The organism is Polaromonas sp. P1_F6, from assembly GCF_056405695.1.
This window is the reverse complement of the sequence record NZ_JBFUBQ010000001.1, coordinates 90,036-104,708: the sequence shown is the minus strand read 5'-3', so window position 1 is coordinate 104,708 and position 14,673 is coordinate 90,036. Positions and strand designations below refer to the sequence as shown.

General features: G+C 61.0%; 14 protein-coding genes and 1 tRNA gene. 8 read left to right on the top strand and 7 right to left on the bottom strand.

Annotated features, from left to right (window positions below; genetic code table 11):
- Positions 1 to 18: 18 nt before the first annotated feature.
- From AC1DY9_RS00465 to AC1DY9_RS00455, 3 genes are all read left to right on the top strand, one after another.
- Positions 19 to 94 (top strand) — tRNA-Thr (locus AC1DY9_RS00465).
- A 253-nt stretch (positions 95 to 347) separates the two neighbouring features.
- Positions 348 to 2,438, top strand: a complete 2,091-nt coding sequence (locus AC1DY9_RS00460) for a tetratricopeptide repeat protein (protein WP_477665522.1) — start codon at positions 348 to 350, stop codon at positions 2,436 to 2,438.
- 196 nt (positions 2,439 to 2,634) lie between these two features.
- Positions 2,635 to 3,540 carry an amino acid ABC transporter substrate-binding protein gene (locus tag AC1DY9_RS00455; protein ID WP_477665521.1) on the top strand — a complete coding sequence of 302 codons (906 nt, stop codon included), beginning with the start codon at positions 2,635 to 2,637 and terminating at the stop codon, positions 3,538 to 3,540.
- A gap of 42 nt (positions 3,541 to 3,582) precedes the next feature.
- Here AC1DY9_RS00455 and AC1DY9_RS00450 read toward each other — a convergent pair whose 3' ends face one another.
- Both AC1DY9_RS00450 and AC1DY9_RS00445 read right to left on the bottom strand, forming a co-directional pair.
- Positions 3,583 to 4,425, bottom strand: coding sequence for a DUF2726 domain-containing protein (locus AC1DY9_RS00450; RefSeq protein ID WP_477665520.1), 843 nt, complete (start codon positions 4,423 to 4,425; stop codon positions 3,583 to 3,585).
- A gap of 173 nt (positions 4,426 to 4,598) precedes the next feature.
- A complete protein-coding gene (locus AC1DY9_RS00445) occupies positions 4,599 to 5,936 on the bottom strand; it encodes a hemolysin family protein (RefSeq protein ID WP_477665519.1) in 1,338 nt (445 codons plus the stop codon).
- Between the two features lie 23 nt (positions 5,937 to 5,959).
- Here AC1DY9_RS00445 and AC1DY9_RS00440 point away from each other — a divergent pair, with 23 nt between their 5' ends.
- On the top strand, positions 5,960 to 6,826 hold the full coding sequence (locus tag AC1DY9_RS00440; RefSeq protein WP_457279883.1) for a symmetrical bis(5'-nucleosyl)-tetraphosphatase: 867 nt from the start codon (positions 5,960 to 5,962) through the stop codon (positions 6,824 to 6,826).
- On the opposite strand, the gene AC1DY9_RS00435 is transcribed toward AC1DY9_RS00440, so the two are convergent.
- From AC1DY9_RS00435 to ypfJ, 3 genes are all read right to left on the bottom strand, one after another.
- Positions 6,823 to 7,743 (bottom strand): YihY/virulence factor BrkB family protein, encoded by a 921-nt coding sequence (locus tag AC1DY9_RS00435; RefSeq protein WP_457279882.1) that lies wholly within the window; start codon positions 7,741 to 7,743, stop codon positions 6,823 to 6,825. The genes AC1DY9_RS00440 and AC1DY9_RS00435 overlap by 4 nt on opposite strands.
- Positions 7,744 to 7,937: 194 nt before the next feature.
- Positions 7,938 to 9,383: a DEAD/DEAH box helicase gene (locus AC1DY9_RS00430; protein ID WP_477665518.1), complete on the bottom strand. Its 1,446-nt coding sequence runs from the start codon at positions 9,381 to 9,383 to the stop codon at positions 7,938 to 7,940.
- A gap of 345 nt (positions 9,384 to 9,728) precedes the next feature.
- The gene (ypfJ, locus tag AC1DY9_RS00425; RefSeq protein WP_477665517.1) at positions 9,729 to 10,604 is read right to left on the bottom strand and encodes a KPN_02809 family neutral zinc metallopeptidase; all 876 of its coding nucleotides are present in this window, start codon (positions 10,602 to 10,604) and stop codon (positions 9,729 to 9,731) included.
- 154 nt (positions 10,605 to 10,758) lie between these two features.
- Between ypfJ and AC1DY9_RS00420 the strand changes: the two genes are divergently transcribed.
- Both AC1DY9_RS00420 and pcp read left to right on the top strand, forming a co-directional pair.
- Complete coding sequence (locus AC1DY9_RS00420) at positions 10,759 to 11,481, top strand: DUF4136 domain-containing protein (protein WP_457279879.1); 723 nt, start codon at positions 10,759 to 10,761, stop codon at positions 11,479 to 11,481.
- 148 nt (positions 11,482 to 11,629) lie between these two features.
- Positions 11,630 to 12,310 (top strand): pyroglutamyl-peptidase I, encoded by a 681-nt coding sequence (gene pcp / locus AC1DY9_RS00415; RefSeq protein ID WP_477665516.1) that lies wholly within the window; start codon positions 11,630 to 11,632, stop codon positions 12,308 to 12,310.
- Here the strand turns inward: pcp and AC1DY9_RS00410 are convergent.
- A complete protein-coding gene (locus tag AC1DY9_RS00410) occupies positions 12,303 to 12,566 on the bottom strand; it encodes a hypothetical protein (RefSeq protein WP_477665515.1) in 264 nt (87 codons plus the stop codon). The two genes, pcp and AC1DY9_RS00410, sit on opposite strands and share 8 nt — an antisense overlap.
- A 52-nt stretch (positions 12,567 to 12,618) precedes the next feature.
- Positions 12,619 to 13,035, bottom strand: a complete 417-nt coding sequence (locus AC1DY9_RS00405; protein WP_457279876.1) for a hypothetical protein — start codon at positions 13,033 to 13,035, stop codon at positions 12,619 to 12,621.
- A 177-nt stretch (positions 13,036 to 13,212) separates the two neighbouring features.
- On the opposite strand from AC1DY9_RS00405, the gene AC1DY9_RS00400 reads away from it, so the two are divergent.
- Positions 13,213 to 14,118, top strand: coding sequence for a delta(1)-pyrroline-2-carboxylate reductase family protein (locus AC1DY9_RS00400; protein WP_457279875.1), 906 nt, complete (start codon positions 13,213 to 13,215; stop codon positions 14,116 to 14,118).
- Between the two features lie 125 nt (positions 14,119 to 14,243).
- A complete protein-coding gene (locus AC1DY9_RS00395; protein ID WP_457279874.1) occupies positions 14,244 to 14,666 on the top strand; it encodes a universal stress protein in 423 nt (140 codons plus the stop codon).
- Positions 14,667 to 14,673 lie beyond the last annotated feature (7 nt).

The window sequence follows — 14,673 nt, the reverse complement described above, 5'->3', positions numbered from 1 at the left end:
GGCTGTATTTGATACAAAGCCGGTGTAGCTCAGTCGGTAGAGCAGCTCATTCGTAATGAGAAGGTCGGGTGTTCGATTCATCTCTCCGGCACCAATTGAAGCCCCTGTTTCGCAAGGAACAGGGGCTTTTTCATATGGCGAGAATGCACTTGAAAAAGTCCGACTCAACTAAAGCGGCCTACGAGTTGCGCACTCGTCTTGTCCGACTGCAAAGTGTGCGTGTACTCACCCAGTAATTGCGTGAATGTCCGAGGGGCTCGGAGGCCTGAAGCCCTGGTCTCAGCGGCATCTGTTTACGCACGAAGGGCATGCGAAGATATAGACCTCCCGGAACCAAAAAAATCAAAATGCTGGAGCAGCTTCTTTCCAACTACATCGGCAATGCCGGCGCCGCCAACGCTCGCGGTGAATACGCCGCCGCCGCCGAGTGGTGCCAACGAAGCCTTCAACTCGCCCCTGACCTGCCTGAAGCCTGGTATCACCTGGGAAACGCATTCGGTGGGATGGGCAGAAAACCAGAGGCGGTAGACGCCCTTGAAAAAGCCCGGGTTCGAACGCTCAATTCGGCGGACGCGCAAAACAGCATCGGCCTGCAGCTGACCGAATTGGGCGCATACCTTAAGGCGGAGCAATGTCTGAATCAAGCGCTGGCATTGGCGCCGGACTATGCTTTTGCCCACTCCAACCTGGGCAAACTCCGGAGCAACCAGAGACGACTGGACGATGCCGAAACAGCCTTCAGGAAGGCAATTGCATTGAATCCGGATCTGGCTCCCGCCTATGTCAATCTAGGCGGCGTATTGAGTGACCAGAAAAATTACGGGGCCGCCGAAGCCGCCTGCCGCAAGGCAACCGAACTGGCGCCAGATTCAGCCGAGGCCTGGCTCAACCTGGGGGTCGCGTTGAACGGACTGAAGCAGCATGAGGCAGCCGAATCTTCTTACGCGAAAGCGTTGGCGCTTGCGCCAAATCTATCGGATGTGTGGGTCAATTTAGGGATCGCTCTCGATGAGATGAAGCGCTATGAAGCGGCCGCCGATTGTTACAAGCGAGGTATTGAACTGAATGCCAATGCCGAGTTCGTATTTGGTTCGCTGTTGCACGCAAAAATGAAAATTTGCGACTGGCGTTCGCTTGCAAATGATTTGCCAAAGTTTTTTCAGGACATTGAGGCCGGAAGGAAAGTCGCCATACCGTTTGGCATGTTGGGATTTACAGCGGATTTGTCATTGCAGTGCAAAGCGGCCACCTTATGGGTCAAAGACAAAGGCCTGGATTCAGCAACCGCCAGCAGCATCCCCAAACACCAGCGGCGCGACAAGATTCGGGTGGGATACTTTTCCGCGGACTTTCACGATCATGCAACCATGCGTCTGATGGCCGAGTTGTTTGAGAAACACAATCGATCCAGGTTTGAGCTGTACGCTTTCTCATTTGGACCCGACAGGAAGGACGCAATGAGGGACAGGGCTTTGGCAACTTTCGACAAGTTTCTTGATGTTCGACTCCAATCCGACAAAGCAGTCGTACAACTGTCAAGAGACCTGGAAATAGACATTGCCATCGACCTGAGTGGTTTCACACTTGGAAGCCGGCCAGATATTTTTAGCCTGAGAGCTGCACCTGTTCAGGTGAACTATCTCGTCTATCCGGCGACCATGGGCGCCGATTTCATGGACTATCTGATCGCAGACAAAACAGTTATTCCCGAAGAAAGCCGGCGGCAATACAGCGAAAACATCGTCTATCTTCCCAATAGCTATCAGCCAAACGACAGCAAGCGTCTTATTGCAGACAAGGTACCGAGCCGCGAAGAAGCTGGTTTACCCGCAATCGGTTTTGTTTTCTGCTGCTTCAACAACAGTTTCAAAATTACACCCGAGGTTTTTGATTGCTGGATGCGAATATTGAAGGCGGTGGAAGGAAGCGTGCTTTGGCTCCTTGAGGACAACCCAAAAGCAGCGATCAATCTGCATAAGGAAGCACTGCAAAGAGGCGTTGACCCGAAGCGGCTGATTTTTGCAAAGCGGCTACCTTCGGCCGACCATCTTGCAAGGCACCGCTTGGCCGACCTGTTTCTGGATACGCTGCCTTATAACGCCCACACAACAGCCAGTGATGCCTTGTGGGCCGGACTACCTGTATTGACATGCATGAGCGAATCTTTCGCCAGCCGGGTGGCCGCAAGCCTGCTTCATACGGTTGGCTTGACCGAGCTGATTACCTTGAACATGACGGACTATGAGGCCTCTGCGATTGAGCTGGCGACCGTCCCCCGGCGCCTCGCACAGATCAGGGAGAAACTGGCCCGAAACAGGCTGACAACACCGCTGTTTGACACGCCTTTGTTCGTCAGTCACATCGAGGCGGCTTACACGGCAATGTATGAGCGCTATCAAAGCGACCTGCCGCCTGCATGCATTTACGTTCAACAATAGTTCTACAGCGGTCATTGCCGAACTGAAGGCATCTTGGAATCAACAGTGGGTACGATCCTGGGCCTTTTTCATTCATAGCTGCCGATGATTGCAGCGCGATGAGTACCTTGGCTGTATCGGGAAAGTCATCACCCCGCATTGTTTGCGAACCTGGCCCTTTTCCATAAGAATCTAACCCAGCAACAGGGGGATTCGTATGGGGATATTTCCGCTTCGTCCTTTTCGACAACGGCTGTTTCCGGCCGTCCTGGCTATAGCAGCGATTGCCGTACCGCAGTGGGCTCAAGCGCAGGCCACACTGGAGAAAATCAAGAGCCGCGGGCAGATCAATGTGGGCTACCGCGCAAACTCCGCGCCTTTCTCGTTTCACCAGACGGCGGAAAAGCCTCTGGGCTATAGCATCGAATTCTGCAAGCCCATCATCGAGCGGCTCCGCCAGGCTGCCGGCAAGCCGAACCTGCCGGTACGGTATATCGAAACGTACGTGGACGCCCGCACACGCTTGCTGTCTGAAGGCAGTGTCGATTTGCTGTGCGAGAACGTAACCGACACACCGGAGCGCCGGGCGCGAATGGATTTCTCGACACCGATTTTTATCGAAGCCGTCCAGGTGGCGGTGCGCACCAAGGACAAACTCAGCGCGCTCGACCAACTGCAAGGCAAAAGCATTGTGGGCATTGCCGGCACCACCGTGGTTCCCGCGCTGGATCTCTACGCGCAGCAGCATTCATTGAAGTGGCAACACGCCAAGGCAGTCAACGCGGATGCCGCCCTCGGACAGTTGCAACTGGGCTGGGCGGCAGGGTACGCCCGCGACGGTGTGGCGCTCGCCGCGCAATTGGCGAGCCTGCCCAATGCAGGCGACTACCTGATCCTGCCGGAACGCCTGTCGGTAGAACCTATTGCCATTGCCTACCGCAAGGGGGACGCCGCCATGGGTGACCTGGTCAACGCCTCTATCAAGGAATCCATGCGCAGCGGCGCAGCGCAGGGCTGGTATGAACAATGGTTTTTAAAACCCATGAAACCGGGCGGCAAACCGCTGACAACCGTGATGCCGGCGGAAACGAAGGCATTGTTTGACACCGCGAAAGCAAATTGAATAAAGCCCGCAGACCCGCAACACCGCTGCGGCTTTAAACGCTCAGGCGTTGGTGCCGTTCGGCGTATCCGGCTCTTCCGGTGTGATGAAAGAGTCTTCCCACTGCACAGCAAAATTGTGGTCGGCGTTGTCATGAACAATGCCGGACCCTGTGCTGAGCGGGTCGAAATTGGTGAACCGTATCCTGCGGTTGCGTTCCAGCTTGGCTTGCAGGCTGCTTCGGGCTGCCGCAATGTCCATGCTGGCGACTTTTGGCGCCTCCTCCAGGAGGGTTCCGTTGGCAGCGCGCATGGTATCGGGCACGGTGGCCATGGCATCGGCGTCGGCATCCACCTCAACCGGCAAGGCCAAGGGGGGCTCGCCGAGCACATCGGGTTCGTCGTCGGACAGGTCGATTTCTCCGAGGAATGCCGCGCGAACATCTTCCAGGGAGGGAAGGTTGCTCGCACGCACGACGGCGTAGGCAATCCCGCATTCTTCAAACAGCTTGCGCTTGAGGTCACGGTTGCTGGCCTTGAGCCCACGAGGGCCGGGAACATCCAGGCAACCAATGACGGTTCCATCCGCGGCGCATACAGTGAAAGTGCAGTAGACGGTTTTCAGCAATTCAAAGGAACGCTGCCCTTCGGCTTCGGTCCGCGGCGAGACAAAGCGGATGACAGGGACTTTGATCAGGACATGGTGGTCAAAAAAGGCCCGCTGAAGCCAATGCCACACGTCCTGTTCGGCCTCCAGTAGCAGCGGCCTTGGCTGCAGGTGCCAATGCGTGGGAAGGCGCCTTTTTTTGCGCGCGGAACGCGCCAGCCAGCCATGATGGCAGGCTGCTCCCGTCGCCATTGCAGACACCGCCGTCGCAGTGAGCGCCAACACAAAAACATCAAACATGAGTGCCTTAACTTTTTTTCAGTTTAAACACAGCCCCGTTAAGTTACAACTATTTACGTATGAAGGTGTTGTGAACGCGACTCATATTGAATCCAATCTACCTAAAAGTGGCCTTTTTTCACATATATGTTCCGCCAATACAACCCAAGTGGTCTACTGGTAGAAACAAATATTTACATATTGAGATCGACCGGAATGGGGCTGGCCAGGATTTTGTCGATCCGCTTGCCATCAAGGTCAAGGACTTCGAAGCGCCAGCCCGCGCATTCCACCCGCTCGGCCGTTTTCAGCAGCCGCCCCGAAACGCTTTGAAGCAGGCCGGCCACCGTGTTGTAGCGGCCCCGGCCTTCCTCGGGCAGTTCCCTGATATCCAGACGGGCTTTGAGTTCAGAGACAGGCATGACACCGTCAATGAGCCAGCTGCCGTCCTCTCTTTCGGTCGCCCACGCGTCCATCTGCGCGCCGGGCTGCAACTCACCGGTGATGGCTTCCAGCATGTCCATGGGCGTCATGAGACCCTGCACTACCCCGTATTCATCGACCACAAACACAATGCGGGTGGAACGGGCCCGGAACTGCTCCAGCAACTCCATGCCCGTGAGCGTTTCCGGCACGAAGACCGCCGGCACGGCATAAGCACCGATGCGGTCGGTCACCGAGGGTACCGCGCCCGAGCTTTGGCCGGAAGCGGCGGGCTGGATCTGGCCGCGCAGCGCGAGCAGCTTGGCCACATTGACCACGCCCACCACGTCATCAAGGCTGCCGCGGCAGACGGGATACCACGAGTGGCCGGTGGCGCCGGCCTTGTCGATGGCCTGGGCAATGGTGTCGGAAGCGTCGAGCCACTCAATGTCGGAACGCGGCAGCATCAGTGAAGTGAGCAGGCGGTCATCCAGCAGAAACACGTTCTGCACCATCTGGTGTTCATGCTCCTCAATCAGGCCGGCGTCCACCCCCTCCTCCAGGCTGGCCGCGATTTCTTCTTCGGTGACGGCCCGGCCGGCGCTGTTGTCGATACGCAGCAGCTTGAGTACCGCCTGCGTGCTGATGGACAGCAGCCTGACAAAGGGTTTGAAGCCCGTCGCCACCCACATCATGGGCCTTGAAACCAGACGTGCGACGGTTTCCGGGTACAGCTGCCCGATGCGTTTGGGCACCAGCTCGCCAAAGACGATGGTGATGAAGGTGATGACTGTCACCACCAGCGCGGTGGCGGTGATCTCGGAGACGCGCGGCCGCACGCCGAAGGTCTGGATCCACGCCGCCAAACCGCTGCTGAAAGCCGCCTCGCCAATAATGCCGTTGAGCATGCCGATAGAGGTGATGCCGACCTGCACCGACGAAAGAAACTGCGTAGGGTTGTCCAGCAGCCCCAGCGCCGCCTGCGCGCCCTTGTCGCCGGATTCGCCCATGGCCGAGAGCCGGGCTTTGCGGCTCGAAGCCAGTGCCATCTCCGACATGGCAAACACACCGTTGAGCAAGGTCAGAAAAGCAATCAGGAAAAAGTCCATGGGGCCTGGCGCAAAATAAACACATGTCACTTTACTGTATCGGCGACCTGCAGGGCTGCCACGCACCTTTTCAGCGCTTGCTGGACAAGATCGATTTCTCGCCAAGCCGCGACACTCTCTACATCCTTGGCGACCTGGTCAACCGCGGCCCCGGCTCCCTGAAGGTGCTGCGCAGCCTCTCGGCATTGGGCGACGCTGCGCAATGCCTGCTCGGTAACCACGACCTGCACCTGCTGGCTGTGTGGCAAGGCGTGCGCAAGCCGGGCCGCAGCGACACCGTACAGGACATTCTGGAGGCCAAGGACAGCGAGGAACTGCTCGACTGGCTGCGCCACCGCGCCATGGCCATCCATCGCCACGGCTGGCTGATGGTGCATGCGGGCGTGCTGCCGCAATGGAATGCGGCGCAAACCGTGGCGCTGGGCTCAGAGGTGGAGCAGGTGCTGCGCGGCGGCCATCTCAAGGACTTTCTGCAGGCCATGTACGGCAACACGCCTGATCACTGGAGCGACAGCCTCAAGGGCGCCGACAGGCTGCGGGTCATCGTGAACGCACTCACGCGCCTGCGGTTTTGCACACCCGAAGGCGTGATGGACTTCAGCAGTACCGACGGCCCCGGCAGCGCGCCAGAAGGCCACCTGCCCTGGTTTGATGTTCCCGGCCGGGCCACAGCAGATACGCCGGTGGCGTTTGGCCATTGGTCTACGCTGGCCAGCGGCAAGAACAGCACACCCGCCCTGCGCAACAACACCTTGCCACTCGACACCGGCTGCGTGTGGGGCGGCTGCCTGACGGCGGCCAGATTGGGGACGGCGCCCGGCGAGTTTGAACTGGTCAGTGTGCAATGCGAAGAAGCGCAAAAACCTGGCAAGGCCGGCAAGCCGGCTTAAACCGGTTGCCGCGCGGCACTTGCCTCATCCGCCCAGGCCCGGGCCATGCTTGCAGCCAGCAACAGCACAGCCGACGAAAAGTAAATCCACATCAGGATCACCACCAGTGAGCCCGCCGCGCCATAGGCCGACACAATCGCAGCGGTCGAAAGATAAAAAGCCATCAGGTGCTTGCCGACCGCAAACAGGATGGCCCCCGCCGCGGAACCCATCACCAGATAGCGTAAAGCGGGCTTGGGGCCTACGCTCATTTTCATGAGCGCCACAAAGAGCACCACGCAAAAGCAGAAAGACACAACCTCATTGAGGACCCAGGCGATCTTCTCAATCGGCAAATAGCCGCCTGCCCAGCCTGAGAGAAGGCTCAGAAAAGTCGAGATCGCCAGCGAAACCAGCAAGAGAAAACCGAAGGCCAGGATGTAGGCCACACCTCGCAGCCGCAAAGAAGCGCTGTGCCACCATTTCTGCTGCGGCAGCTCACCACTGCCTTGCCGCCACAGGCGCTCAAACGCATCCTGCAGTTCGGCAAAGACGCCGGTCGCACCCGACAACAGCAGCGCAAAAGCAAACAGCGAAGCCGTGATGCCCTCTGAAGGAGCCTGGGCACTTGAAAGTGCCTGCTGTACCACCTGTGCGCCCTGCGCGCCGATGACGCTGCGGATCTGATCCACCAGGCTGGTTTCGATATACCGGCGGTCCAGCCACCAGCCGAGCACTGCCACCAGCAGCACCAGCAGCGGCGCCAGGCTGAGGATGCCGTAGAACGACATGGCCGCGCTCATGCGCATGCCGCCTGCATCAATCCAGTGGTCGATGGCCTGCCACAGGGGCCGGTAAAGAGGCCTGAAAATCTTCTGAAGGGAAGAAAGCGCGAAGGCCGGCGGGGCCTGAACATGCGGATCGGGTTTCTCCATCATCCCGAAAGCTTAGGAAACCCGCAGCAAAGACCCAACCGGACAGCAGCTCCCTGCACCGTAGGCGTGAACCGACGGGAGTATGGAAACTGGTGGAGGAAATCGGGTAGAGGCGCTGCTCAGCGCCCCGCAATGAACCGGTGCTGGACGGGCGCGCCCTAACCGGTTGTCTTAACCGGTTGTCTTAACCGGTTGTCTTAACCGGCTGTCTTGAACAGCGCTGCGACTTTTTTCTTCGGCTTGATATTGGCCGACACACTGCTGCGCGCAGGGGCGGCCTTGGCGGCAGCCTCCCAGGCGGGCGTGGCATCGGGCGCAGCGGTTGCTTCGTAGGGCTGGTCGAAGAACGGGTCACGCGGCGCCGCCGGCTGGCGATGCGGCGTGTACTCGCGCCGCTCCCGCGGCTGGCGCGCTTCACGCGCATGGCCGCCCTCTTCACCTTCACGGTACATGCGGCGGCCGTCATTGATACGGCCCTGCTCGCTGATCCGGGGCTGGTCTTCCTCGAACTCGATGGGCTCCAGCTCGATCTTGGTCTTGATCAGCTTCTCAATATCAGCCACAAGGCGCTGGTCGCTGCTGGCAACAAAACTCACAGCCAGGCCCGATGCGCCGGCCCGGCCGGTACGGCCGATGCGGTGCACGTAATCTTCGGCATTGAAGGGCACATCGAAGTTGAACACCGCGGGCACATCCTTGATGTCCAGGCCGCGCGCCGCCACGTCGGTGCACACCAGCAGGTCGACTTCGCCCTTCTTGAAGGCTTCCAGCGCCTTGAGGCGTTCGTCCTGGCTCTTGTCGCCGTGCAGCGCCGTGGTCTTGAGGCCTTCACGTTCCAGGGAACGCGCCAGCCGCGCGCAACCGAGCTTGCTGTTGACGAACACAAAAGCCTGCTTCATGCCGCGCTGTTTCAGTATCTGGTGCAGGGCACGGCGCTTGTCGTCAGCGCCCACGCTGTAGAAATGCTGCTCGACGGTAGAAGCCGTCGCGTTGGAGCGCGCCACTTCAATCGTGACCGGATCCTGCAGGTAACTGGAAGCCAGGCGCTTGATTTCAGGCGAAAAAGTCGCCGAGAACAGCAAGGTGATGCGCTGCTTGGGCAGGTAGCTCAGGATGCGCTGCAGGTCGGGCAAGAAACCGATGTCCAGCATGCGGTCGGCTTCGTCGAGCACCACGTATTCGACCTGGTTGAGTACGGCGTTCTTGGCTTCAATGTGGTCAAGCAGACGACCCGGCGTAGCCACCAGCACTTCAACGCCTTTTTTGAGCTCGGCCGTCTGCGGCTTCATGTCCATGCCGCCAAACACCACGGTGCTGCGCAGATTGGTGTATTTGGCGTACAGCTCGACCTGCTGGGCCACCTGCACGGCGAGTTCGCGCGTGGGTAGCAGCACCAGCGCGCGCACCGGGTGGCGGGCTGGCGACGTCGAGGCGTTCTCGTGCTTCATCATGCGCTGCAGCAGGGGCAGCGCGAAAGCCGCGGTCTTGCCGGTGYCGGTTTGCGCGGCGCCCATGACGTCTTTACCCTGCAGGACGACCGGGATGGCCTGTTCCTGGATGGGCGTCATGGTTTCGTAGCCCATTTCGGCCACGGCGCGGGCCAGCGGTTCTGCCAGCGAAAGATTGGAAAAAGAGGATGTCATAAAAAGGCTTGGCGGTACTCTGCGGGTTGTCTTGCGAAGGGCGCGCGGACCGGCGCGCTGGCAGCCAACGGCACCGCTGCACCATTGGCAAGAAAGGGAGCGCGGCGGGCCGCCCGGCGTGGCACGGTCAGCGACCATGATGGGGCTGTTGCAGCGCTTCCTCAGCCTTCTATTGTCGCACTTTAGGCCCCGATGCCGGTTTTGCCGGCCCACTGCGCCTTCAGGGCCATTTGGGCCAGGGCAGCCACTGGGGCAATGCCCCTTTATTGCTATCTATTTTATAGCTACTTGCGCACGTCAGTAAAGGGCTACGGCCCGATTTCACTCTAAATTGTTGACTGCCGGCTAAATACTGCGGGCACTAAAGGTGTCGCAGGCCTTCATGCTGCCGGTTTTCAGGCCGGTGTCGAACCAGCGCTGGCGCTGGGCGCTGGTGCCGTGGGTGAAGCTTTCAGGCACCACCGCGCCGCCACCGGCCCGCTGCAGGGCATCGTCGCCGATTTTGGCGGCGGCGTTCATGGCCTCCTCCACGTCGCCCTGCTCCAGTATCTGGCGCGCGTTCTGTGCGTTGTGCGCCCAGACGCCGGCAAAACAGTCGGCCTGGAGCTCAAGGCGAACGCTCAGGGCGTTGTATTCGGCCTTGCTGACCCGCCCGCGCATCTGGTCCATCTTGCCGCTGATGCCGAGCAGGTTCTGCACATGGTGGCCCACCTCATGCGCGATCACATAAGCCTGGGCGAAGTCGCCGGGTGCTCCCAACCGGCTACGGAGGGTTTCGTAAAAACCCAGGTCGATGTAGACCTTCTGGTCGCCCGGACAGTAAAACGGCCCCATGGCGGCCTGGCCCTGCCCGCAGGCCGTTTGCGTGGCGCCACGAAAGAGCACCAGCCGCGGTTTCTGGTAAGTGCCGCCGCCCTTGGCAAACACATCGGTCCAGACATCTTCGGTGTCCGCCAGCACGGTGGAGACGAATTTCGCCATGCGGTCATCGGCCGGCGGCTTGGGAGCCGGGCCCTGTTGTACCTGTGCCGGCGGTCCGCCGCCGCTGAGCAGGCTCAGAATGGTCATCGGGTTGATGCCGAAGATCCAGCCGCCGACCAGCGCCACCACGATGGTGCCGATGCCGACGCTGCGGCCCCCAAAGCCGAAGCCGCCTCCCCCGCCACCGCCGTCGCGCCGGTCTTCAACGTTGTCGGATTCGCGATTGCCTTCCCACTTCATGGTGTCTCCCTGTCTGTCATCCGTGCATACTGGCCTTTCCGGCCCGCTGCGGCACCTGCCCCAAAGCCCGGTCCGCTGTCAGCGCATGCGCCGACTTTACTTGAGCAGCACCCCTGCCGTGGAACAAAATTGCACCCTCATGTATCCATTCCTCATGAATACTTTTGCCCATCCCGCGCCTGAAGGCGCCGGCATGCCACGCAGCGCCATTTCCGTGTTTTTCCCGCTACGCCTGGCGCTTGCGGTGCTGCTGGCTGCGCTGCTGACGGCCTGCGCCAGCCCCATCACCACCCGCGTGACCAGCTTCAACCAGTGGCCGGCCGATACGGCAGGCGCGACCTTCAGCTACATCACGCCGGTGGACTCGACACGGCAGCTGGAACAAGCCACCTATGAGGGCTATGTGCAGGCCGAACTGGAAAAGCGCGGCCTCAAACGCGCACCTGAAGGACAGACCGGGCGCCTGCACGTCGACGTGGCGGCCAGCAGCCGCAGCGAGGAGAAAACCTTTCTGCAGCCGATTTACCAGGACAACTTTGTCTTCCTGCCGCCTTACCGCGACGCCGCGGGCCGCGTATACGCGGGAGGCTGGGTGCCCGACCCTTTCGGGCCGCGCTATGTCGGCGACAGGCCGCTCAACATGACGATTTACACCAACAGCCTGCGCGTGCGGTTACTTGACACCCAGGGCACGCCCCCCGGCAAGCCGCCGCGCACGGTGTTTGAATCGCGCGCCGTGTACGAAGGCGGCAGCGGCGACCTTCCGCTGGTCGTGCCTTACCTGGTTCGCGCGGTGTTTGACAACTTCCCCGGTCAGAACGGCCAGGTGCGCGTCGTGAAGTTCGACAGCGAAACCGGCGCGGTGATCAAAAAGTAAGCTCAACCGCCGAGCAATCGAGTGGGGCCCGGTCTCCCGTTTCACCCCACCCCGGAAGGCTGGTACCTTTTCCGGGGGGCGGCAACCAGCGCGGAAATGTCCGGATGGTTGGGGTAGCCAAAACACTGCCGTCCTTCACAATGGCGGCATGCGCACAGCCCTTTCTGCTTCTTCGCTCCCCCGTGTCCTGCTCACCGGCTTCGACCCCTTCGGCGACACCGGGCACAGCAGCCTGCCCCTCAACCCCAGCTGGCTGGCGGTGCAGGCACTGGGTGGCAAGCGCATAGGCGGCCACCTCCTGGTGGCGGCGCAATTGCCCACCGTGTTTCAGGGCTCCATCGCAGAACTCATCCGGCTGCTCGCGCTGCATAAGCCGGTACTGGTGATCTGCGTCGGCCAGGCGGGCGGGCGCAGCGCGATTTCGCTGGAGCGCATTGCCATCAACGTCAACGATGCCCGTATTCCCGACAATATCGGCGGCCAGCCCGTCGACACGCCGGTAGTGGCGGGYGGGCCTGCGGCCTATTTCAGCAGCCTGCCCATCAAGGCCATGCTGCAGGCGCTGCAAGAGGCGGGCGTGGCTGCCGAGGTATCGCAAACCGCGGGCACCTTTGTCTGCAACCACGTGTTTTATGCACTCATGCATGCCCTGGCCACAAAGCGCGGTTTCAGGCGCACGCGCGGCGGCTTTATCCATGTGCCCTATGTGCCCGAACAGGGCGCGCCCAGCTTGCCGCTCGGTGAGATCGTGCGCGGATTGCGGCTGGCCATAGCGGCGGCGCTGGCCACACCGCACGACATCGTCAAAGGCGCCGGGGCCGTCAATTAACGTCAGGGTTAGCGTCTTGCGCGCCGGCATTCTGCGTGGGCGCGGCAGGCTCATCGCGCAGCAGGCGCCACAGCAGGAACGTGCCAATCACGGCGTTACCCAACGCAAAACAGGTGACCAGCACCGTGGCCCAGGCATTCAAGGGACGGGTATGCACCACCCAGGCCAGCGCGGGCGACAGGGCATTGAGCGTGAGCATCAGCCAGAACAGGGGGTTTCGCGGCTGGTAAAGACGCAACAGGCGTGACAGATCCATCGTGGCCACATGCTAACCGCACCGGCCGGAAAACCTTCCGATGATTGCTGAATCAGCGGATGGCGAAGGACGCCGGCATAAAGCCCTGTGCAGGCTGCATTGGCAGCATGCTGCTGACAGTGGCGCCTGCTGCGTTGCTGGCCATCACACCGCTGGATTCCCCCGATGAATCGGCCACAGCCTGACCCTTTTGCGCGCTGGTGATGACGGGCGGCAAGGCTGAGGCGGCCGCGACGCGGGCCTGCTGGATACAGCCCTGGCGGGCGGCACCGGCGGTGTTTTCGATGCACTGCGCAATCGCCTGCACTTCAGCCTGGCGCTGATAGTCGCGGATCCTGGCTTTGGTGACTTGCCCGTCCGCCACAAACGCGAAGGCTGCCAGCTGGCAAACAAACACCAGCCCAGCCGCTACCCAGAGCAGCGTCTTGTAAGGCATTTTGTCGAATTTTTGCAAGTGGTCAGAAAACATGGCAGGCCTCCCTGTGAACCTGTTTTCATCCTAGGGAAGCGTTTGCGGTTTCCATCCAGCACTTTTCCCGGGAATATGTAGGATAAAAACCTTTCATTTTTTTACGCGACGTAACGCGGGGCACTGACACCCTCTCGTCCCGCCCTTCCACTTCCCTGCTCGCTTTACCATCGCCCCATGACGCCCACCCTGCTTAACCCCGCCCAGACCGCCGCCCGCCTGCCTTACCCATTGCTGGTCAGCGAGCTGACGCACCTGCTCAAGGACAGTTCCGTCCAGGTGCCGCCGCGCGTGGTGCAACCCCTGCCCGGGGGCGGCAGCCTGTTTGTGATGCCGGCGCTGGACGACCGCACCGCGATCACCAAACTGATCACCTTCACGCCTGGCAATGCCGGCACCGGCCGACCCACTATCCAGGGCGACGTTGTGGTGTTTGACGTGGCCACCGGCAGTCGCCGGCTGATGCTCGACGGGCCCACCGTCACCGCCCGGCGCACGGCAGCCGTCTCACTGCTGGCCGCGCAGCGGCTGGCGCCCAACACGCACGGCCCCATGCTCATCGTCGGTGCCGGTGTCCAGGGACTTGCGCATCTGGAGGCTTATGCCGAAGGCCTGGGCGTGCACGAATTTCGCATCGCTTCGCGCAGCTACGCCAGCGCCCAGGCCCTGGTGCAGCATGCAGAGGCGCTGGGCGTGAACGCCCGCGTGGTGCACGACGCCGATGCTGCGCTGGCCGACTGCCCGCTGGCCGTTACCTGCACGCCGGCTGCCGCCGTAGTCCTCAGCGCGCTACCCCGGCCTGACGGCTTCATCAGCGCCGTTGGGGCTTTCACCCCTGCCATGATGGAACTGAGCGCCGCGTTATGCCAATACTTCGCGGCGAAGGGTTCGGTGTTTGTCGACACGGCTGATGCCATCCACGAGGCAGGGGACCTGCTGCAGGCCGGACTGGACGTGGCCCGCTTCGCCAGCCTGGGCGATGTGATACGCCAGGACACCAAAAAGCCCGCCGGGCCGGTGCTGTTTAAAAGCTGCGGCTGGGCAGGCTGGGACTTGGCCGCGGCACGGACAGCGCTGGCTTGAACGGCGCCAAGTCGGCACCTGGAGCCAAGCCATTTTCCCCGGACTGCAAGACGAAAACAGGCGCTCACCTACAGCAGTACGAGGGCGCTGGTGTTACGCTGATCCGATCACACCGGAGAAAAACCATGAAGATTCTGTTCGCCGCCGATGGCAGCAAATACACCAAAAAGGCCCTGGCCTTTCTGGTCAACCACGATGAACTCGCCGGTACCGAAGGCGAAGTGGTGGTGATCAATGTGCAGGCTCCCGTGCCGGGGCGCGTCAAGACCATGCTGGGTTCGGCCAACGTCACCGCCTACCACGCCGAAGAATCGCAAAAGGTGCTGGCGCCGATCGAGCGTTTCCTCCAGCGCCACAAGATGGCGTTTAGAACTCTCGCCGTGGTTGGCTCGCCCACCGCTGAAATACTGCGTGCCGCCAAGCGCGAAAAAGTGCACCTTATCGTGATGGGCACACACGGCCAGGGCCTGCTCAGCCGCGCGCTGATCGGCAGCGTGGCCCAGCGCGTGGTCGCCGAGTGCGAGATTCCGGTGTTGCTGGTCAAGTAGCAAGGTT